This is a genomic window from Streptomyces sp. CB02400, assembly GCF_001905725.1.
GTDB lineage: Bacteria > Actinomycetota > Actinomycetes > Streptomycetales > Streptomycetaceae > Streptomyces > Streptomyces atrovirens.
Window position 1 is genome coordinate 13159 of the sequence record NZ_LIWB01000027.1, and the last position, 20548, is coordinate 33706.

Genomic DNA, 20548 nt, shown 5'->3' on the forward strand with positions numbered 1-20548 from the left:
GGGCTCGGTCGGGTGCGGATCCGTCGGGGCTGAGCGCGCAGTTCCCCGCGCCCCTTTCGGGGCGCTGTGCCTCGGGGTGTTCTCAGACCACCTGGTGGAGCCAGCGGACCGGGGCGCCTTCGCCTGCGTAGCGGAAGGGTTCCAGTTCGTCGTCCCAGGGTTTGCCGAGGAGTCTGGCGATTTCTGATTCCAGGTCGGTCTGTTCGGTCTGGGCGCGGGTCAGGGCGGCGCGGAGGCGGTCCTCGGGGATGAGGATGTCGCCGTGGATGCCGGTGACCGCGTGGAAGATACCCAGGTCGGGGGTGCAGCTGTAGCGCTCGCCCTCGGCGGTGGGGCAGGGTTCCGAGGTGACCTCGAAGCGCAGCATCTGCCAGCCGCGCAGCGCGGAGGCGAGTTTGGAGGCGGTGCCGGCCTGGCCCTGCCAGGAGAACTCCGAGCGCCAGGTGCCGGGGGAGGCGGGCTGGCGGATCCAGTCCAGGCTGACGCGCGTGCCGAGCACCCCGGCAATGGCCCACTCGACGTGCGGGCACAACGCGCGCGGCGCGGAGTGCACGTACAGAACTCCACGAGTCGTCACCGGAACCTCCGGACGGAACAGGCGCGGTCCGGGTGGACCACGTTGATGGCGAGGCTACCGTGCGACGGTGCAAGGAGTGTGACGTACCGTCGGTCCCGGTGCCGGGAAACCTCCAGGGTTCACCCGGCAGGACGCCTGTACGGGTGTGCAACGAACACACCACGACACACGGGGAGGCGATGGATGGAGCAGGCGATGCGGAGGCGCGGGCGCCGTTCAGGGGCTGTGCTCGCCGTGATGACGGCCGTCACGCTGGGCGTGGCCGGCTGTGATGCCGTCGACGGCGGCTCCCCCGCCCCGTCGGGCACGGCGGCGGAGAAGGGGCGGCCGTCCCCGAAGCCCACACCGGTGTGGGACACCGGTCCGGAGTCGGTCGCCGCCGTGGGGGACTCGATCACGCGCGGCTTCGACGCGTGCGCGGTGCTGACGGACTGCCCCGAGGTGTCGTGGGCGACGGGCGGCAGCGAGGAGGTCGACAGTCTCGCCGTACGGCTGCTGGGGCGGGCGGGGGCGGCCGAGCGGAGCTGGAACTACTCGGTGACCGGAGCCCGGATGGCGGATCTGCCGGAACAGATGGCGCGGGCGGTGCGGCGGGGTCCGGAGCTGGTGGCGGTGATGGCCGGGGCGAACGACGCCTGCCGGGAGACGACGTCGGCGATGACGTCGGTGGACGACTTCCGGGCCGGCTTCCAGGAGGCGATGCGCACGCTGCGCGAGGCGCTGCCCAAGGCGCAGGTGTATGTGGCGAGCGTGCCGAACCTGAAGCGGCTCTGGTCGCAGGGGCGGACCAATCCGCTGGGCAAGCAGGTGTGGAAGCTGGGCATCTGCCCTTCGATGCTGGGCGACGCGGACGCGCTGGACGCGGCGGCGACGCTGCGGCGCGAGACGGTGCAGAACCGGGTGGAGGACTACAACGAGGTGCTGGAGGAGGTCTGCGCGAAGGACCGCCGCTGCCGCTTCGACGGCGGCGCGGTGTACGAGTACCGTTTCGGCACCGACGAGTTGAGCCGCTGGGACTGGTTCCACCCCAGTGTCGAGGGGCAGGCCGAGCTGGCCGAGATCGCGTACCGGACGGTCACGGCGAAGCAGCCGTGACTTATTGTTTCGCACATGAACGAACTCTTCGGCACACTTTCCGACGGCACGCCGGTGCACCGTTGGACCCTGGAGCGGGCGGGCGTACGGGTACGGATCCTGTCCTACGGCGGGATCGTGCAGGACGTCGAGGTGCCGGACCGGGACGGGCGGACCGGGAGCGTGGTGCTGGGGTTCTCCGACCTGGACGGCTACCTCCGGCACCCGGAACCCTTCCTGGGCGCCCTGATCGGGCGGTACGCCAACCGGATCGCGGGCGCCCGCTTCTCCCTGGCGGGGCGCGACCACACGCTCGCCGCGAACAACGGGCCGAACTCGCTGCACGGCGGTGAGCGGGGCTTCGACAAGCGGGTGTGGGACGCGAGCCCGGTCGAACACGGTCTGCGGCTCTCCCTGGTCGGTGAGGACGGCGAGGAGGGCTTCCCGGGCCGTCTGGAGGTCTCCGTGACGTACTCGCTGGACGAGCGGGGCGCGCTGGGGATCGCGTACGAGGCGGTGACGGACGCGCCGACGCATGTGAACCTGACGAACCACTCGTACTGGAACCTGGCAGGCGCCGGCTCCGGCAGCGCGGCCGGGCACGAGCTGCGGCTCGCGGCCTCCCGCTACACCCCGTCCGACGCGGACCTGATCCCGAGCGGTGAGCTCGCCGACGTCACCGGGACCCGTTTCGACTTCCGTGAGGCACGGAAGGCGGGCACCGGGTACGACGACAACTTCGTGCTCGACAAGGGGGTGACGGCGGCCGCCGAGGAGGTCGCCGAGCTGTACGACCCGGCGTCGGGCCGGGTGCTGACGGTGGCGACCACCGAGCCCGGCATGCAGCTCTACACCTCGGACCACATCGGGGAGCCCTTCACCCCCGGTGACGGCATCGCGCTGGAGACCCAGCACTTCCCGGACTCCCCGAACCGTCCGGAGTTCCCGAGCACGGTCCTGAAGCCGGGTGAGGTGTTCCGGTCGGAGACGGTGTACGGGTTCGGGGTGCGGTAGCCCGGCCTCCGCTCACACATAAGCCCCGGTCCGGGGTCAGGGTCCCGGACCGGGGCTGCTCATGTGGGTGCTTCCCGGATCAGACGTTAATCGCTGCGGTGGGATCAGGGTCCTCGATCAGCATGCCCGCTTGAATCTCGTACGAAGCCTTCACATATATATGACCGCGATGCGGTGGGTCGGGGTGTCGCTGGTGCGGACCGGCGCCGTACGGGGTGCCCCGCGTGGGTGTGGGCCGGGGGTGTCTGCGCAGCCCGGCGCTTACGGGGTGCCGTCGCGCCCACCCGTGCCGCCCCAGCGGCACGACTGCCCGCGGCTGATGCGGCATACGGCTGCCCGCGGCTGACGCGGCATGCGGCTGCCCGCGGTTGACGCGGTCCGTGTCGGGCACGCGATACTGCGGCCTTCGGCATCCCCGTACCCCACGACGACGGAAGGCCCAATCCCCTTGAGATCCGTACGTGTTCGCATCGGTGTTCTCGGGCTGGTCCTGTTGACCGGTCTCGCCGCTCCCATGACCGCGACCGCCGCCGAGACAGCTCCCTCCCCCACCGTCGAGGAACGTCGCCTGGACGGGGCCGCTCCGCAGGAGATACTCCGCCGTTCCGGATTCGCCGACGCGGCGCCGGAGTTGGCCCGTGCGCTCGACCGCGCGCACTCCTACGCCCAGGCCCGCCGTGCCGTCGTACGCGAGGGGACGGAGTTGTGGCGCAGGGCCGTCGACCGGGCGCAGGGGCGTGGTCCGGCGGGTGGTGACCTCAGCCGGGACGACGACCGGCCGCTGTACTGGGCGCGGCTCGGGATGACCCGTGAACTGCGCGCCTGGGAGCCCGGGTTCCGGCTGGGCGAGGACCGGCGGGCGCGGCTGCTCGACGAGTTGGAGCGGGCCTCGCGCGGGCAGACCACGATCCGCTATCCGCAGCACGGCAAGGAGATGAAGCGGGTTCTGCTGACCGGTTTCGACCCGTTCACCCTGGACCGGGACATCCGTATCTCCAACCCGTCCGGCGCCGTCGCGCTCGCCCTCGACGGCACGGTGATCGAGACCGCGGACGGTCCCGCGCGCATCGAGACGGCCGTGTTCCCGGTGCGCTGGCGGGACTTCGCGGAGGGGGCGGTGGAGCGGGCGCTGCGGCCGCATCTGCCGAGGGTCGACCTGTTCACCACCGTGAGTCAGGGCCGGGTGGGCCGCTTCGACGTCGAGCGGACCAACGGGGCCTGGCGGGGCGGCTTCGGGGACAACGAGAACATCGGCCGCACGGAGACGATCCCGGTCACCGACCCGGCCTCACAGCCGCAGTGGACGTCCACGACACTGCCGTACGCGCAGATCGTCGCCGCGGACACCGGGCGGTTCCCGGTGTACGACAACACCGGCGTGACGGAGATCCCGGCGGGCGGCACCGAGCCGGTCGTACGGCCTCAGGGGCCGACGCCCGGCTCGACGGCGCGGGCCGGGGGCGGCGGGGACTACCTGTCCAACGAGATCGCCTACCGGGCGACCCTGCTCCGGGACCGGCTCGGACTGCACGACAGGCTGCCGGGCGGGCATGTGCACACGCCCGTGCTGCAGTTCGGCGCCGGGAACACCACCGAGGTCACCGACCCCGAGTTCGTACGGAACCGGCTGGACATCATCGACCAGGTGCGGTCGATCGTGACCGTGGCGGTCAGTGCGACGGAGCGAACGCGAGGCTGACGCCGAGGCCGGCCAGGACGGAACCGATCACCTTGTTGAGGACCTTCTGGCCGCGCAGCATCAGACCGCGCATCCGGTCGTGGGAGAAGAACACGGCGACGACGCCGAACCACAGCAGGTGGGCGAGTGACATGAACAGCCCGTAGCCCACCTGCTGGAGGACCGGGGTGCCGGGGCTGACGACCTGCGCGAAGGTCGAGACGACGAACAGGGTCGTCTTCGGGTTGAGGACGTTGGTCAGGAAGCCGGTGCGCAGCGCCGCGAACGGGGTCAGCTCCGTCTTGTTCCCCAGGTCGACGGTGACCTCGCCGCGGGTGCGGAAGGTGCGGACACCGATGTACACGAGGTAGGCCGCGCCGACCAGCTTGATCACCGTGAAGAGGAAGGTGGAGGAGGCGATCAGCAGGCCGACGCCGAGCATCGTGTAGGTGACGTGGACGAGGACACCGGCGGCGACGCCGAGCGCGCCGAGCAGGCCGGTGCGGCGGCCGTAGAGGTAGCTGTTGCGGACCACCATGGCGAAGTCGGCGCCCGGCGCGATCACGGCCAGGACGGTGATGACGGCGACGGCGAGCACCTCGGTCACGACGAGACGCCCTCCTCCTCCGACTCCTCGGCGTCGTCCCCGGCGGTCGTCTCCTCACCGAGCAGGTCGCGGGCCATCAGCGTGGCGCCGGCGACCGCGCCGGGCATCAGGAACACGGCGACGAACGGGACGAGGAACGCCAGCCCCAGGGGTGTGCCGAAGCCCCAGACGAGGGTCTTGCGGGAGCGCAGCAGGCGGAGCCGCTCGCGCAGTTCGACCCCGCGCCGCTGGAGCGCGACGGCGGTGAGCTCCTCGGTGAGGAAGAACCCGGTGACGAAGAACCCGATCACCGGTACGACGGTCTGCCCGACCACCGGGATGAACCCGAGCGCGAACAGCAGCACGCCCCACACCAGGGCCCGTACGACGATACGGAGACTGTCGCGGGCCGAGATCCACAGCTCCCGCCACAGCGGCAGCCCCGACTCGGGGGCGGTGCCGTCGGGCGAGACGTCCCGGTCGACCTCCTCGGAGAGCTTCTCGTAGAACGGCTGCCCGATGAGCAGGGTCACCGCGGTGAAGGTGAGCACGGACAGCAGCAGGCCGAGCGCGAACAGCACGGCGGTGAGGAAGCCGCGGAACAGCCCGGCCCAGGGGCTGGACCAGTCGTCGGCGAACGGCGTCGCCCACGCGACGAAGTCCTCCCCCCACAGCGCCAGCGCGACCAGCGCCGCCGCGTACAGCACGAGGGTGATCAGCCCCGGCAGCAGCCCGAACCCGAACTGCTTGCCGTGCCGGGCCACCCACCGCTGGCCCTTCAGGAGATACCGGAAACCCGCCCCAAGATCGCGCATGGGGAAGACCCTATCGGGGCGCCGCCCCCGGCACGGGCAAGGGCCGCACCCCACGTCCAAGGGTGCGGCCCCCGTCGTACGCAACGACCGTCGCCGGTGCCGCGTCACGGCCGTGTCAGAGCTTGACGATCATCTTCCCGGTGTTGTCGCCGCGCAGGACGCCGAGGAACGCCTCGAGGTTGTTCTCGATGCCCTCGACGACCGTCTCGCGGTACTTCAGCTCACCCGAGCGGACCCAGGGGCCGACCTCCTGGACGAACTGCGGCTGGAGGTCGTAGTGGTCGCCGACGAGGAAGCCCTCGATGCGGCCGCGGGTCTGGATCAGCCGGGCGAGGTTGCGGGGGCCGGGGGCGGGCTCGGTGTTGTTGTAGACCGAGATCATCCCGCAGACCGCGATACGGCCGTCCCGGTTGAGGGACCCGATGGCCGCCTCCAGGTGGTCGCCGCCGACGTTGTCGAAGTAGACGTCGACGCCGTCCGGGGCGGCGGCGCGGAGCTGCTCGCTCACGGGGCCGGTCTTGTAGTTGAAGGCGGCGTCGAAGCCGTACTCCTCGACGAGCAGCTTCACCTTCTCGTCGGAGCCGGCCGAGCCGATCACCCGCGAGGCGCCCTTGAGCTTGGCGAGCTGCCCGACCTGGCTGCCCACGGCGCCCGCGGCACCGGAGACGAAGACGGAGTCGCCCTCCTTGAAGGAGGCGGTGCGCAGCAGGCCGGCGTAGGCGGTGAGGCCGGTCATGCCCAGCACGCCCAGGTACGCCGAGAGGGGCGCCGCCTCCGGGTCCACCTTGACGGCGTTCTTCGCGTCCACGACGGCGTACTCGCGCCAGCCGAAGAAGTGCAGGACGTGGTCGCCGACGGCGATCCCCTCGGCCTCCGACGCGACGACCTCGCCGACGGCGCCGCCCTGCATGACCTTGCCCAGCTCGAACGGGGCGACGTACGACTTCGCGGCCGACATCCTGCCGCGCATGTACGGGTCGACGGAGAGGTACTTGTTCCGTACGAGCACCTGGCCCTCGGCCGGTGCGGGGACCTCCTTCTCGACGAGGGCGAAGTCCTCGGGCTTCGGCCAGCCGACGGGGCGGCTCAGCAGATGCCACTCGTGGCCGGTGGTGGGGAGTGTGGGGGCGGTCATGGCCTGGCACCTTTCCTCGGATAGTTCAGTACCTGAAACAACCATGCGGCTGAATATTTCAGGATGTCAAGCAAACGGGTACCCTGGAGTGCATGGCCACACCCGATGCCTCTTCGCGCCGTCCCGACGCCCTCACCCTGGAGGTCGTCGAGCTCATCGGCTCGGTGGTGGCCCGCTACCACGAGGAGTACGAGGAAGCCGCCGCCGGTCATGCGCTCACGGGCGCCCAGGCGAAGCTGTTGAGTCTGCTGTCGCTGGAGCCGCTGCCGATGCGGAAGCTGGCGCAGCGGCTGAAGTGCGAGCCGTCGAACGTCACGGGGATCGTCGACCGGCTGGAGTCACGGGGGCTGGCGGAGCGCCGGCCGGATCCGGCGGACCGGCGTGTGAAGCTGGCGGCGGCGACGGAGGAGGGGCGGCGGGTGGCTCGGAGCCTGCGGGAGTCTCTGCGGTTCGCGCGTGAGCCGTTGGCGGGGCTTTCGGAGGGGGAGCGGGTGGCGCTGCGGGACGCTCTGCGGAGGATGCTGGGGTAGCGGCTACGCCGAGTGCGTTGATGGGGTGCCCCGGCGTGGGTGCGGGGCGGGGTGTTCGCGCGGCCCGGCGCTTTGCGGGTGCCCCGGCGTGGGTGTGCGCCGGGGGTGGGTTGCACGGCCCGGCGCTTGCGGGGTGCCGTCGCGCCCACCCGTGCCGCCCCAGCGGCACGACTGCCCGCGGATTGCGGAGGGGGGTGGCTGCCCGCGGATCGCGGGGGTGGTTCAGGTGCACCACCACAGGAAACGGTCGCACGTCTCCGTGGGCTCGGGTTCCGGTTCGGGCTTCTTCGTCGTCGGGTCCGGGTCCGGTTCCGGGGTCTCCGGATCCGCCGGGGGTTCCGGCGGCGGGGGCGTCGTCGGGTCGGTCGTGGGCGGGGCCGCGGGTGCGGACGAGGGGTCCTGATCGGTCTCGTCCTCCGCCGCCTCGGACTCCTCGCCCGTCGGGGACCCGGAAGCCGACGGGGAGCCAGAAGGCTTCGCGCCGGCCGGCTTTCCGGGTGCCACCGCGTCCGTGACGCCGTCGCTCGCCGACTCCTTCGGCTCCACCTCCGTCGCGCCGCCGTCCGGGGTCTTCTCACCGGCGGCGGCCGGCTTCGGGTCCGAGCCGGGCGCGTCCAGGCCGAGTTCCGCGAGGCTCAGTCCGCCCGCCGCGAGGACGAAACCGGCCGCGATCAGCAGGGTGCGGTTGCGCCGGCGGCGGTGCGCCGCGGCCTTGCGGTCCCGGCGGCTCTCGCCCGCCGTGGCGGCCTCGTCCGGTTCGGGTTCCGGTTCCGGCTGCCGTCCCCGGCGCCGGGCCGCCCGGCGTCCGCGCGGCACGTCGTCCCGCGGTTCGTCGTCCCGCGGTTCGTCGTCCCGCGGCCCCTCGTCGTCGTACTCCCCGGAGTTCTCCGCGACTTGGACGGCCTCCTCGGCCCCGTACGTCTCACCCTCGTACCCCGAAGGCCCGGCAGGCTCCTGCCACTGCTGGGCGCGGAGCGTCTCGACGGGTGTGCCGCAGCCGGGGCAGGCAAGGGCTCCATTGAGGTGCCGTCGGCACGGGTGGCAAAAGTCCATGACGCGGGAAGGTTAGGTTCCGGTCGGGCCCGCTTCATAGGCCTTGCTGTGAAGGTTTGGTGCGGACCAATGCCCAAGTGTTTCGAAACTGCCGAAACCGTTATGCGCGTGACCCATTGACACCCCCGCCACCGCGTCCTTACTGTCACGCCAGCATTTCGAACGTGTGCCGAAATATCGAACGCGTCGAACCGCTGACGACGAAGACAAGGTCCACCACCACAGCGAGGGGCTAACTGCCGTGCGCATCACCGGAATCAGCACACACGTGGTCGGGACGCCGTGGCGCAACCTGACGTACGTCCAGGTGCACACCGACGAGGGAATCACCGGAGTCGGCGAGACCCGGATGCTGGGCCACACCGACGCCCTCCTGGGTTACCTGAAGGAAGCCGAGGTCAACCACATTCTCGGCTCCGACCCGTTCGCTGTCGAGGACCTGGTCCGCCGGATGAAGTACGGCGACTACGGCCGCGCCGGCGAGATCGTGATGTCCGGTATCGCCGTCGTCGAGATGGCCTGCTGGGACATCAAGGGCAAGGCCCTCGGCGTGCCCGTCTGGCAGCTCCTGGGCGGCAAGGTCACCGACAAGGTCAAGGCGTACGCCAACGGCTGGTACACCACCGAGCGCACCCCCGAGGCGTACCACAAGGCCGCGCAGGGCGTCATGGAGCGCGGGTACCGGGCGCTGAAGATCGACCCGTTCGGCACCGGCCACTTCGAGCTGGACCACGAGCAGACGCTGTACGCGGTCTCGCTGATCGAGGCGGTCCGTGACGCCATCGGCCCGGACGCCGAGCTGATGCTGGAGATGCACGGCCGCTTCTCCCCCGCCACCGCCGTCCGCCTCGCCAAGGAGCTCGCGCCGTTCAAGCCGGCCTGGCTGGAGGAGCCGGTCCCGCCGGAGAACCTCAAGGCGCTGGAGAAGGTCGCCGCGAAGGTCGACATGCCGGTCGCCACCGGTGAGCGCATCCACGACCGGATCGAGTTCCGCGAGCTGTTCGAGAGCCAGGCCGTCGACATCATCCAGCCGGACGTCGGCCACATCGGTGGCATCTGGGAGACCCGCAAGCTCGCCGCGACCGCCGAGACCCACTACATGCTGGTCGCCCCGCACAACGTGGGCGGCCCCGTGCTCACCGCCGCGTCCCTCCAGGTCGGCTTCACCTCCCCGAACTTCAAGATCCTGGAGCACTTCAACGACTTCGCGGACGCGGAGATCAAGAAGGTCGTCAAGGGCGCGCCCCAGGTGGACCCGGAGGACGGCTGCTTCCACCTCTCCGACGCCCCCGGTCTCGGTGTGGAGCTGGACGTCGACGCGGCGGCCGAGTTCCCGCAGCAGCAGGCCCGGTTCGACCTGTGGGCCGAGGGCTGGGAGACGCGCAAGCCCAAGGACACGAAGTGACCCCCTCCGGCCACCACCGTTCCGGGGGGACGCGATGAGCACCCAGGTCGTCATCGAGGGACCAGGCGAGCACCGTCTGGTCCCGCACGAGCCGCGCGAGCCCGGTGCCGGCGAGGCCCTGGTCCGGGTGCACGCCTCCGGCATCTGCGGCAGTGACCGCGAGGTGTACCAGGGCAACCGGCCCGAGGGGTACGTGCGTTACCCGCTCGTCCCGGGCCACGAGTGGTCCGGGACCGTGGAGCGGGTGGGTGCGGGTGTGCCCGCCTCGCTGGTCGGCCGCAAGGTCGTCGGCGAGGGCTTCCGCAACTGCCAGGTCTGCGACCGCTGCCACGCCGGTGAGACGACGTTGTGCTCGGCGGGGTACGAGGAGACCGGGTTCACCCAGCCGGGCGCCATGGCCGCCACGCTGACCCTCCCGGCCCGGCTGCTGCACGTCCTCCCCGACGACGCCGACCTGAGCGCCGCCGCGCTGCTGGAGCCGGCCGCCTGCATCGCCGCCGCCGCGCTGAAGGCGAACGCGGTGCCCGGTGAGCGGGTGGCGGTGGTCGGCACCGGCACGCTGGGGATGTTCGCCGTGCAGTTCCTGCGGGCCAACTCCCCTTCCGAGCTGCTGGTGGTGGGCTCCCGGGGCGACCGTGAGGCGCTGTCCCGGCGGTACGGGGCCACCGACTTCCGCACCAAGGACCGTGAACTCCCGGACGACTTCGACGTGGTGATCGAGACCGCCGGGTCCGCGGACGCGGCCCGTACGGCGGCCTCGTTGCTGCGGCGCGGCGGGCGGCTGGTCCTCACCGGTATCCCGGCGCCGGGCGCCGACGGGCTCGACCCCACGGATCTGGTCGTACGGCAGCTCGAGGTGCACACCGTCTTCGGCGCTCCGCCGGACGCCTGGGCGCACACCGTGCGGGTGTTCGCCGCCGGGCTGCTCGATCCGCTGCCGCTGGTGAGCCACGAGCTGCCGCTCGCCGAGTTCCCGCAGGCCATCGAACTGGTGGGGTCCGGCGACCCGAAGGTGGGCAAGGTGCTGTTGCGTCCCTAGTCCGTACGCCGGTACGAGGGCGACCTGACGGCCCTCGTACCGGCGTACACCCAGCCCCGCCCCGAACCCGCCCGACTCGCACCCCGAGCCGCGAACTTCGTCCGATATATCGAACCAAAGGACACCCTGTGACCGACGCTTCCGCCACGGCTCCCCGCAGGCCCGGTGAGCAGACCCTCACCGCGCTCGGCATGAGCGCACCCGCCCTCGACCCCGCCGACGCCTCGCCGCACACCTTCCCCGGCGGCGGCCGCTGGCGCACCGAGGTCCCCTCGTGCGAGGGGCCCGAGGCGCTGGCCGTGGTACTGAAGGAGGCCTCGCGCCTCGATGTGCCGATCCACCGGATCAGCCAGGGCAGCGGCGTCTGGATGCTGACCGACACCGAGATCACCGAGATGGTCGAGGCCACCGCGGAGCGCGACATCGAGCTCTGCCTGTTCACCGGCCCGCGCGGCACCTGGGACATCGGCGGCTCCACCCGTACCGACTCGGGCGGTGCCGGACTGCGCGCCCGGGGCCACGACGCGGTCGCCGGCTGTGTCGAGGACGCCGTGCGCGCCACGGAGCTGGGTGTCAAGTGCCTGCTCGTCGCCGACGAGGGCGTGCTGTGGACGCTGCACCGGGCGCGGGCGGCCGGGCTGCTCCCCGCCGACACCACGCTGAAGCTGTCGGCGCTCGTCGGGCCGGTCAACCCGGCCTCGTTCGCGGTCTACGAGCGGCTCGGCGCCGACTCGATCAACGTCCCCAGCGATCTGACGCTCGATCACCTCACCGAGATACGGCGGGTTTCGGCCACGCCGATGGACATGTACATCGAGGCCCCCGACGACCTCGGCGGCTATGTGCGGATGTACGAGGTCGCCGAACTCATCCGGCGCGGCGCCCCGCTGTACCTGAAGTTCGGTCTGGCCAAGGCGCCCGGGATCTACCCGTACGGGCACCACCTGCGGGAGCTGACCCTGGCGACCGCGAAGGAGCGTGTGCGGCGCGGCCGGCTGGCCCTGGACCTGCTGGCCCGCCACGGCGCGGACGGCGACATGGCGCCGCTCGGTTCGCGGCTTCCGGGCGATCTGAGCCGGTTCGAAATTTCGTCATAACGTTCCGGAAACTCGGCTTCACAGAAGTAGACACAGCCGCGCACAATCGCACACACCTCTTTTCGGGTCTCCTCCGGTCCCGCCCCCAAAAGCGCCTTGCTCGTCCAGACCGACCCCGCACACACATCAAGGATGATGATCATGCGTAATCGCAGAGCCGCACTCGCCGCCGTCGCCTCGGCCGCCACCCTCGCCCTCACCCTGACCGCCTGCGGCCAGAACAGCGAGGGCGGCAGCGAGGAGGACAAGGGCGGCTCGGACGGAGCCACCATCGGCATCGCGATGCCGACCAAGTCCTCCGAGCGCTGGATCGCCGACGGCAACAACGTCGAGAAGCTCCTGAAGGACAAGGGCTTCGAGACCAAGCTGGCCTACGGCGAGGACGACCCCGACCAGCAGGTCTCGCAGATCGAGAACATGATCACGCAGGGTGTGGACGCCCTGATCGTCGCGGCCATCGACAACAAGTCGATGAACAACGTCCTGCAGCAGGCCAAGGACGCCGACATCCCGGTCATCTCCTACGACCGCCTGATCCTCGGCACGGAGAACGTCGACTACTACGCCTCGTTCGACAACGAGAAGGTCGGCGAGCTCCAGGGCACCTACATCGTCGAGAAGCTCGGCCTGAAGGACGGCAGCAAGAAGGGCCCCTTCAACATCGAGCTGTTCGCCGGCTCCAACGACGACAACAACACCCGCTACTTCTTCCAGGGCGCGATGAACGTCCTGCAGCCCTACATCGACAAGAAGCAGCTCGTCGTCAAGTCCGGGCAGACCGAACTGAACCAGGTCACCACCCTGCGCTGGGACGGCGGCACCGCGCAGAAGCGCATGGACGACATCCTGACCTCGTCCTACCGCAGCGACCGGGTGGACGCGGTGCTCTCGCCGTACGACGGCATCTCCATCGGCATCCTGTCCTCCCTCAAGTCGGACGGCTACGGCAGCAAGGACAAGCCGCTGCCGATCGTCACCGGCCAGGACGCCGAGGTCGCCTCGGTGAAGTCGATCATCGCCGACCAGCAGTCGATGACCGTCTACAAGGACACCCGCGAACTCGCCAAGGTGGCCACCAACATGGTCGACGCGCTGCTCAACGACAAGAAGCCCGAGACCAACGACACCAAGACCTACGACAACGGTGCCAAGGTCGTCCCGGCCTACCTGCTGGAGCCGGTCGCGGTGGACAAGGCGAACTACCAGAAGGTCGTCGTCGACTCCGGCTACATCAAGGAAAGCGACCTCAAGTAACCGCCGACCCCCACGGATTGGAAGGCACGACCATGGCGGGACCCGTCCTGGAAATGCGCTCGATCGTCAAGACCTTTCCCGGCGTCAAGGCGCTGTCGGACGTCACCCTGACCGTCCAGCAGGGCGAGGTCCACGCCATCTGCGGCGAGAACGGCGCCGGCAAGTCGACCCTCATGAAGGTCCTCTCCGGTGTCCACCCGCACGGCACCTACGAGGGCGACATCCTCTTCGAGGAGCAGCTCTGCCGGTTCAAGGACATCCGGGCCAGCGAAGAGCACGGCATCGTGATCATCCACCAGGAACTGGCCCTGGTGCCCTACCTGTCGATCGCGGAGAACATCTTCCTCGGCAACGAACACGCCACGCGCGGGTTCATCAACTGGAACGACACCCTCAGGCACGCCACCGAACTGCTGCGCCGGGTCGGGCTCGACGAGCACCCGGAGACCCGGGTCGCCGACATCGGCGTCGGCAAACAGCAGCTGGTGGAGATCGCCAAGGCGCTGTCGAAGAAGGTGAAGCTGCTCATCCTCGACGAGCCCACCGCGGCGCTCAACGACGAGGACAGCGGCAAACTCCTGGACCTGATCCTTCAGTTGAAGGAGCAGGGCATCACCTCGATCATCATCTCCCACAAGCTGAACGAGATCCGCGCGGTCGCCGACTCGGTGACGATCCTGCGGGACGGGCGCACCATCGAGACGCTCGACGTGAAGGCCGCGGAGACCAGCGAGGACCGGATCATCAGCGGCATGGTCGGCCGCGACCTGGAGCACCGCTTCCCGGAGCGCACCCCGCACCAGCCGGAGGAGGGCGCCGCCCCGGCCCTGGAGGTCCGCAACTGGACCGTGCACCACCCGATCGACCAGCACCGCAAGGTCGTCGACGACGTGTCGCTGACGGTCCGGCGCGGCGAGATCGTCGGCATCGCCGGGCTGATGGGCGCCGGCCGCACCGAGCTCGCGATGAGCATCTTCGGCCGCACCTACGGCCGGCACGCCGCGGGCACCGTCCTCAAGGACGGCACGGAGATCCGTACGAAGACCGTCCCCGAGGCGGTCGGCCACGGCATCGCGTACGTCACCGAGGACCGCAAGCACTACGGCCTGAACCTCATCGACACCATCAACCGCAACATCTCGCTCAGCGCCCTGAAGAAGGTCGCCAGGCGCGGTGTGGTGGACGAGCACGAGGAGCGGCAGGTCGCCGAGGGCTTCCGGAAGTCCATGAACATCAAGGCGCCGACGGTGTTCGAGCCGGTGGGCAAGTTGTCCGGCGGCAACCAGCAGAAGGTCGTGCTCAGCAAGTGGATCTTCGCCGGTCCCGATGTGCTGATCCTCGACGAGCCGACGCGCGGCATCGACGTCGGCGCCAAGTACGAGATCTACACGGTCATCGACCAGCTGGCCGCCCAGGGCAAGGCGGTCGTCTTCATCTCCTCCGAGCTGCCCGAACTGCTCGGCATGTGCGACCGCATCTACACGATGGCCGCGGGGCGGCTGACCGGTGAGTTCTCGCGGGCCGAGGCCTCCCAGGAATCGCTGATGCGTCAGATGACGAAGGACAAAGAGGTATCCCGATGAGCACAGTCACCGACAAGACCCCGGCCGCCGCACCGCCGGGCAGGAACGGGGCGGGCGACGGTGACGGCCTGCTCCAGCTCATGCTGGACGGCATGCGCCGCAACATGCGGCAGTACGGCATGCTGATGGCGCTCGGCCTGATCGTGGTGCTGTTCGCGGTGTGGAGCGGCGGCGACCTGCTGCTGCCGCGCAACGTCTCCAACCTGGTGCTGCAGAACAGCTACATCCTGATCCTCGCGATCGGCATGATGCTGGTCATCATCGCGGGCCACATCGACCTGTCGGTCGGCTCACTGACGGCGTTCGTCGGCTCGATGGCCGCGGTGTTCATGGTCAGGAACGACCTGCCCTGGCCGGTCGCGGTGGTGCTGTGCCTGGCCGTGGGCGCCCTCGCGGGCGCGATACAGGGATGGTTCATCGCCTACGGCGGCATACCGTCGTTCATCGTGACCCTCGCGGGCATGCTGACCTTCCGCGGCCTCACCGAGATCTTCCTGGAGGGCCAGACCCTCGGCCCCTTCCCCAAGGGCCTGCAGAAGGTCGCCAACGGCTTCATGCCCGAGGTCGGTCCCGAGACCAACTACCACAACCTCACCCTGCTCCTCGGCTTCGCGCTGATCGCGCTCGTGGTCCTCCAGGAGGTCCGCGACCGCCGCCGCCAGAAGGAGTTCGACCTCGACGTCCTGCCCACCAAGCTGTTCCTGCTGAAGCTCGTCGCGCTCGGCTCCGCCATCCTGGTCGTGACGATGCTGCTGGCCAGCTACAAGGGCGCCCCGATCGTGCTGCTGATCCTCGGCGCGCTGCTCGTCGGCTTCGGCTACGTGATGCGCAACGCCGTCATCGGCCGCCACATCTACGCCATCGGCGGCAACCTGCCCGCGGCCAAGCTGTCGGGTGTGCGGGACAAGAAGGTCACCTTCCTGGTCTTCCTGAACATGGGCATGCTCGCGGCCCTGGCGGGTCTGGTCTTCGCCGCCCGCTTCAACGCGGCCTCTCCCAAGGCCGGCCTCAACTTCGAGCTCGAGGCGATCGCCGCCGCGTTCATCGGCGGCGCGTCGATGAGCGGCGGCGTCGGCACGGTCCTCGGCGCCATCATCGGCGGCCTGGTCCTGGGCGTGCTGAACAACGGTATGAACCTCGTCGGCATCGGCACCGACTGGCAGCAGGTCATCAAGGGCCTGGTGCTGCTGGCGGCGGTCGGCTTCGACGTGTGGAACAAGCGCAAGTCCGGTTCGTAAGTCAGCTCGGGCCCCGCCGGACGGCGGGGCCCCTTCCTTTTCGGGAGCCGCACGGATGGAACTGAACAGACGCACGGTCATCGCAGGAGCAGCGGCGGCGGCCGGAGCAGCCGCCACCACCACCGCGTTCGGCGGCACGGCACACGCCTCCTCGGGCAGGGGGAAGCCGGTGAGGTCGCTCTTCGGCAGGCTCGCGGACGGCACCAAGGTCCACCGCTGGTCGCTGGAGAACGGCGGCACCCGGATGAAGGTCCTCTCCTACGGCGGCATCGTCCAGTCCCTGGAGATCCCCGACCGCCGCGGCCGGTACACCAACGTCTCCCTCGGCTTCGACACCATCGAGGAGTACGTCGCCTCCAGCCCCTACTTCGGCGCGCTGATCGGCCGCTACGGCAACCGCGTCGACCAGGGCCGCTTCACCCTCGACGGCACCCCGTACCAGCTCTCCGTCAACGACGGAGAGAACAGCCTGCACGGCGGCGCCCAGGGCTTCGACAAGCGGGTCTGGGACGTCGAGCCGTTCACCCGGGGCTCCGACGTCGGCCTGTACCTGTACTACACGAGCGTCGACGGCGAGATGGGCTATCCGGGCACGCTGCGTACGAAGGTCACGTACACCCTCACCCGTGACGGCGACTGGCGCGTCGACTACGAGGCCACCACCGACAAGGCCACCGTCGTCAACCTCACCAGCCACGTCTACTGGAACCTCGCCGGCGAGGGCAGCGGCTCGATCCACGACCACGAGCTGTCCATCGCCGCCTCCCGCTACACGCCGGTCGACCCGGGGCTGATCCCCACGGGCGAACTGGCGCGGGTCGCGGCCACCCCCTTCGACTTCCGCCGCGCCAAGCCGGTCGGCCGGGACATCCGCACCGCACACCAGCAGGTGCTCTACGGGCAGGGCTTCGACCACAACTGGGTGCTCGACAAGGGAATCACCCGCCGTCCCGAGCAGGTCGCCGTTCTCCGCGACCCGTCCTCCGGCCGCACGCTGAGGATCGCGACGAACGAGCCGGGCCTGCAGTTCTACTCGGGCAACTTCCTCGACGGCACCCTCGTCGGCACCGGCGGCCGGGTCTACCGGCAGGGCGACGGGCTGTGCCTGGAGACCCAGCACTTCCCGGACTCCCCGAACCAGCCGTCGTTCCCGTCGACCGTGCTGCGGCCGGGACAGACGTACCGGACGACGACGGTCCACTCGTTCGGGGCATGAGCCCCGGCGAATCGCCGCCGTCACATTCTCCTCACACGAACTGAACGGCGGCGCGTCCCGCTCCGTACTCCTGGGTGGCCCGTGCTCCCCCGCGCGGGCCACCCAGGCATGACGGGCCCGCCACCTCCCCAGCGGGCCCGCCGCACACGGAGGTTCCCTTGGCCGACAACGTCACCTCGTTGTTCCGCAGCACCACGGCGCACAGTCCGTCGATGGCGGCGCTGACACGGGAGAGCGACGGGGCCGGCCCGGTGGACTTCTGCATCCCCTGCAACCCGTACTTCCCCACCCCCGCCATGTTCGAGGACATGGCGGGCCGGCTGCGCGACATCATCACGTACTACCCGAGCAGCGCCGACACCATCACGGCCGAACTGTGCGGCCTGCTCCGACTGCCGCCGCAGTGCGTGGCGATGGGCAACGGCTCGACCGAGCTGATCACCTGGATCGACCACCTGCTGGTCCGTGAGTCCCTCGCCGTCCCCGTCCCCACCTTCGGCCGCTGGACCGACCAGCCCATGGAGACCGGCAAGCGGGTCGACATGTTCCCGCTCCAGGAGGCCGGCGGCTTCGCCCTCGACCTCGCGCAGTACGCCGAGTTCATCCGGGCGCGCGGCACCCGGGTCGCCGTCATCTGCAACCCCAACAACCCCGACGGCGGCTTCCTGCACAAGCACGCGATCGTGCAGTTCATGGACGCCATGGCCGACCTGGACCTGGTGGTGATCGACGAGTCGTTCCTGGAGTTCGCCGACGCGGAGAACGAACCGAGCGTGGTGCAGGAGGCGATGCTGCGCCCCAACGTCATCGTGCTGCGCAGCCTCGGCAAGAACTTCGGCCTGCACGGCATCCGCTTCGGCTACCTGGTCGCCAACCCGGCCCTGGCGGGGCGGGTCCGCTCGATGCTCCCCAAGTGGAACCTCAACTCCTTCGCCGAGCACGTGGTGTTCATGCTGAAGGAGCACGGCGCCGAGTACGCCCAGAGCCTGCACCAGGTCCGCCGCGACCGGATGGACATGTCCGGCCAGCTCTCCTCACTGCCCGGACTGACGGTCTACCCGTCCCAGGGCAACTTCCTCTTCGTGCGCCTCCCCGTGGGCGCCGAGGGCACCGTGGTCCGGGACCGGATGCTCACCGAGCACCGGATCCTGGTCCGCGAGTGCGGCAACAAGATCGGCTCGTCCAGCCGCTTCCTGCGTCTCGTGGTACGCCCCCAGGTGGACGTGCGCCGCCTGGTGTCCGGCCTGGAACAGGTGCTCTACGGGGCGTCCAGGAGGGGAGCCGCCGTGCCCGAGCAGGCCACCGGGACCGGCTACAGCTCGGGCACGGCGGCCGTGGACAGGCTGGTGAGCCGGACCAACGGGGCCGGCATGCGGGGGCTCGCCGCTCAGACCGCCGGTGCCGGTGTTCCGGGGCTCGCCGCCGCTCCGTCCGCCGGCACCGGCATGCCGCTCCCCGCCGCCGCGTCCGCCCCCGCGGTGGGCGCGGGCGGCGGGATGCCGGTGCCGGCTGCGGCTTCGGTGGTGACGGGGGTACCCGGAATGCCTCAGCCGGTTGCTCAGCCCGTACCGCAGCAGGTCCCTGCGCAGGTCCCTGCGCCGGTCCCGCAGCCCGTACCGCAGCAGGTTCCGGCGCCGGTGCCGCAGCCCGTGCCGATGCCGGCGCCCGCCCAGCCGCTCGCGCCCGTGGCGCAGGCGCCGATGCCCGCCGCGGCGTTCCCGGCACCGGCGGCGGCCCAGGTGCCACCGCAGGCGCCGCCCGCCGGTCCCACCCCGCCCGGCGTCCCCGCCCGCGGCGGCCTGACGGCCGCCCAGGTCAGGGGCACCGACGGCCTCTCCACGGCCCCGGCGACGGGCTGGCAGGGGCCGCAGAGCTGGCCGAACCCGGCGGGGATGGACCAGGTGGGCTGAGCCCGCCGGCATCCGCCCAGCGGATGCCGGGCCTCACTCGGAGGGAGTGGCCGGGACGGTCGGGCAGGGTGAGGCGGTCGGGGAGGCACTGGGTTCGGGAGACGGGGTCGCGGACTCCGGGGCGCACTCGTCCGGGGCGGTGGGCGAGGGGCTCGGACCGGTCGGGTCCGGCGAGGGTGACGGGGTCCCGGTGGGGGACTCGCCGGGCGGCTGCGAGGGGTCCGGGCTCGTCGGAGACGCCGTCGGGGAGGAGGGCTCCGGAGACGGGGAGGTCGTCGGACGCGGGGTGGACGACGGTGAGGGGGCGGAGGGGGACGGCCCGGGGCTGCCCGACGTGCTCGGGTCCGGGCCGATGACGATGCCGCCGCCCTCGTTCCCGTCCCCCTTGCCGCCGCTCCCGCCGTCGACGGGTTCGGTCGCCGGGGTCTCACCGCCCGCGCCGGGGCTCCTCGGGATGACGCCCTTGCCGTCGGGGACGGTGTGGACCCCCCGGCCGTAGAACTCCAGCCAGTACCTGACCAGCCTCAGGTAGGAGTACGAGTGGTTGTAGCTGAGGACCGCCCGGTCCAGGTCCGCCGCCCGGCCCAGATCCCGGTGGCCGACGCACAGGTAGTGGCCGGCCGCCAGGGCCGCGTCGAAGATGTTGTTCGGGTCGGCGCGGCCGTCGCCGTTGCCGTCCGTTCCCCAACGGGCCCAGGTGGACGGCAGGAACTGCATCGGCCCCACCGCGCGGTCGTAGACCGTGTCACCGTCGTGGGCGCCCCCGTCCGTGTCCCGGATCAGGGCGAAACCCTGGCCGTTGAGCGGCGGTCCGGTGATGCGGCCCAGCGTCGTGCCGTTCCGGTCGACCGCGCCTCCGCGCGCCTGGCCCGACTCGACCTTGCCGATCGCCGCGAGCAGCTCCCAGGGCAGCCGGCAGCCGGGGTCCGTGTCGCCTACGGAGGCCTCGGCGGCACGGTAGGCGCGCAGCACGGTGGCCGGGATGCCCGACTGGGAACGGAGGTCCCGCACGAGCGCCGGGGGCGCCGACGCGACGTCCGGGGTCTTCAAGGGCGGGAGTTCGGTGTGGTAGGAGCCGTCACCCGGAGGAGCGAGCTCGGTGTACGGACCGCCTGCCGCCGGTGTGCGTACGTCGTCGGCGAGCGGGGCGGCGTGGTCGTCCTTCGCGTCCCGGGTGAGGCCGGGCGCCTGGGAGGCGGTGAGGGCCGCCATGGCCGCCACTGCGACGGCGGTCGTCCGCAGTCCCCTGCGGGTCCGGCCGGCATACGGGCGTCGGGCGGCGCGGCGTACGGGCATGGCTGTCGCTCCTGTGGGTGGTGTGCCGGTGGGAGGGGCGGTCGTACG

18 protein-coding genes are annotated in these 20548 nt (G+C 70.7%); 12 read left to right on the forward strand and 6 right to left on the reverse strand.

All coding sequences use genetic code 11. The features are described from left to right. Positions 1 to 82: 82 nt before the first annotated feature. Positions 83 to 577: a DUF3145 domain-containing protein gene (locus AMK33_RS37710; protein ID WP_073937773.1), complete on the reverse strand. Its 495-nt coding sequence runs from the start codon at positions 575 to 577 to the stop codon at positions 83 to 85. A gap of 195 nt (positions 578 to 772) precedes the next feature. On the opposite strand from AMK33_RS37710, the gene AMK33_RS37715 reads away from it, so the two are divergent. The 3 genes from AMK33_RS37715 (at position 773) to AMK33_RS37725 (ending at position 4364) form a co-directional block, all read left to right on the forward strand. Continuing rightward, complete coding sequence (locus AMK33_RS37715; protein ID WP_073937845.1) at positions 773 to 1672, forward strand: SGNH/GDSL hydrolase family protein; 900 nt, start codon at positions 773 to 775, stop codon at positions 1670 to 1672. A 15-nt stretch (positions 1673 to 1687) separates the two neighbouring features. After that, a complete protein-coding gene (locus tag AMK33_RS37720; RefSeq protein ID WP_073937775.1) occupies positions 1688 to 2665 on the forward strand; it encodes an aldose epimerase family protein in 978 nt (325 codons plus the stop codon). Between the two features lie 448 nt (positions 2666 to 3113). Continuing rightward, positions 3114 to 4364 carry a pyroglutamyl peptidase gene (locus AMK33_RS37725; protein ID WP_201263152.1) on the forward strand — a complete coding sequence of 417 codons (1251 nt, stop codon included), beginning with the start codon at positions 3114 to 3116 and terminating at the stop codon, positions 4362 to 4364. Here the strand turns inward: AMK33_RS37725 and AMK33_RS37730 are convergent. The 3 genes from AMK33_RS37730 to AMK33_RS37740 form a co-directional block, all read right to left on the reverse strand. Further along, a complete protein-coding gene (locus AMK33_RS37730) occupies positions 4336 to 4950 on the reverse strand; it encodes a LysE family translocator (protein ID WP_073937780.1) in 615 nt (204 codons plus the stop codon). The two genes, AMK33_RS37725 and AMK33_RS37730, sit on opposite strands and share 29 nt — an antisense overlap. Next, complete coding sequence (locus AMK33_RS37735) at positions 4947 to 5744, reverse strand: EI24 domain-containing protein (RefSeq protein WP_073937781.1); 798 nt, start codon at positions 5742 to 5744, stop codon at positions 4947 to 4949. The genes AMK33_RS37730 and AMK33_RS37735 overlap by 4 nt, the downstream gene beginning before the upstream one ends. Before the next feature lie 115 nt (positions 5745 to 5859). Then, entirely contained in the window at positions 5860 to 6879 is a 1020-nt protein-coding gene (locus AMK33_RS37740; RefSeq protein WP_073937782.1) for an NADP-dependent oxidoreductase, read from the reverse strand. Positions 6880 to 6971: 92 nt separating this feature from the next. On the opposite strand from AMK33_RS37740, the gene AMK33_RS37745 reads away from it, so the two are divergent. Next, complete coding sequence (locus AMK33_RS37745) at positions 6972 to 7409, forward strand: MarR family winged helix-turn-helix transcriptional regulator (RefSeq protein WP_073937783.1); 438 nt, start codon at positions 6972 to 6974, stop codon at positions 7407 to 7409. A gap of 222 nt (positions 7410 to 7631) precedes the next feature. Here AMK33_RS37745 and AMK33_RS42650 read toward each other — a convergent pair whose 3' ends face one another. Then, a complete protein-coding gene (locus tag AMK33_RS42650) occupies positions 7632 to 8462 on the reverse strand; it encodes an SCO2400 family protein (protein WP_073937784.1) in 831 nt (276 codons plus the stop codon). Positions 8463 to 8703: 241 nt separating this feature from the next. Here AMK33_RS42650 and AMK33_RS37755 point away from each other — a divergent pair, with 241 nt between their 5' ends. From AMK33_RS37755 to AMK33_RS37790, 8 genes are all read left to right on the forward strand, one after another. Next, the gene (locus tag AMK33_RS37755) at positions 8704 to 9867 is read left to right on the forward strand and encodes a mandelate racemase/muconate lactonizing enzyme family protein (protein WP_073937785.1); all 1164 of its coding nucleotides are present in this window, start codon (positions 8704 to 8706) and stop codon (positions 9865 to 9867) included. Between the two features lie 34 nt (positions 9868 to 9901). Next, a complete protein-coding gene (locus AMK33_RS37760) occupies positions 9902 to 10906 on the forward strand; it encodes a zinc-dependent alcohol dehydrogenase (protein ID WP_073937786.1) in 1005 nt (334 codons plus the stop codon). Positions 10907 to 11034: 128 nt separating this feature from the next. Further along, the gene (locus AMK33_RS37765) at positions 11035 to 12003 is read left to right on the forward strand and encodes a hypothetical protein (protein WP_073937787.1); all 969 of its coding nucleotides are present in this window, start codon (positions 11035 to 11037) and stop codon (positions 12001 to 12003) included. Positions 12004 to 12144: 141 nt separating this feature from the next. After that, on the forward strand, positions 12145 to 13257 hold the full coding sequence (gene chvE / locus AMK33_RS37770; RefSeq protein WP_079195136.1) for a multiple monosaccharide ABC transporter substrate-binding protein: 1113 nt from the start codon (positions 12145 to 12147) through the stop codon (positions 13255 to 13257). A gap of 32 nt (positions 13258 to 13289) precedes the next feature. Further along, the gene (mmsA, locus tag AMK33_RS37775; RefSeq protein WP_073937846.1) at positions 13290 to 14840 is read left to right on the forward strand and encodes a multiple monosaccharide ABC transporter ATP-binding protein; all 1551 of its coding nucleotides are present in this window, start codon (positions 13290 to 13292) and stop codon (positions 14838 to 14840) included. Next, on the forward strand, positions 14837 to 16078 hold the full coding sequence (mmsB, locus tag AMK33_RS37780; protein ID WP_073937789.1) for a multiple monosaccharide ABC transporter permease: 1242 nt from the start codon (positions 14837 to 14839) through the stop codon (positions 16076 to 16078). The genes mmsA and mmsB overlap by 4 nt, the downstream gene beginning before the upstream one ends. 55 nt (positions 16079 to 16133) lie before the next feature. After that, positions 16134 to 17294, forward strand: a complete 1161-nt coding sequence (locus AMK33_RS37785) for an aldose epimerase family protein (protein WP_073937790.1) — start codon at positions 16134 to 16136, stop codon at positions 17292 to 17294. Positions 17295 to 17452: 158 nt separating this feature from the next. Continuing rightward, on the forward strand, positions 17453 to 19204 hold the full coding sequence (locus AMK33_RS37790) for a pyridoxal phosphate-dependent aminotransferase (protein ID WP_073937791.1): 1752 nt from the start codon (positions 17453 to 17455) through the stop codon (positions 19202 to 19204). Positions 19205 to 19237: 33 nt separating this feature from the next. On the opposite strand, the gene AMK33_RS37795 is transcribed toward AMK33_RS37790, so the two are convergent. Then, entirely contained in the window at positions 19238 to 20500 is a 1263-nt protein-coding gene (locus tag AMK33_RS37795; protein ID WP_073937792.1) for a lytic transglycosylase domain-containing protein, read from the reverse strand. Positions 20501 to 20548: the final 48 nt, after the last annotated feature.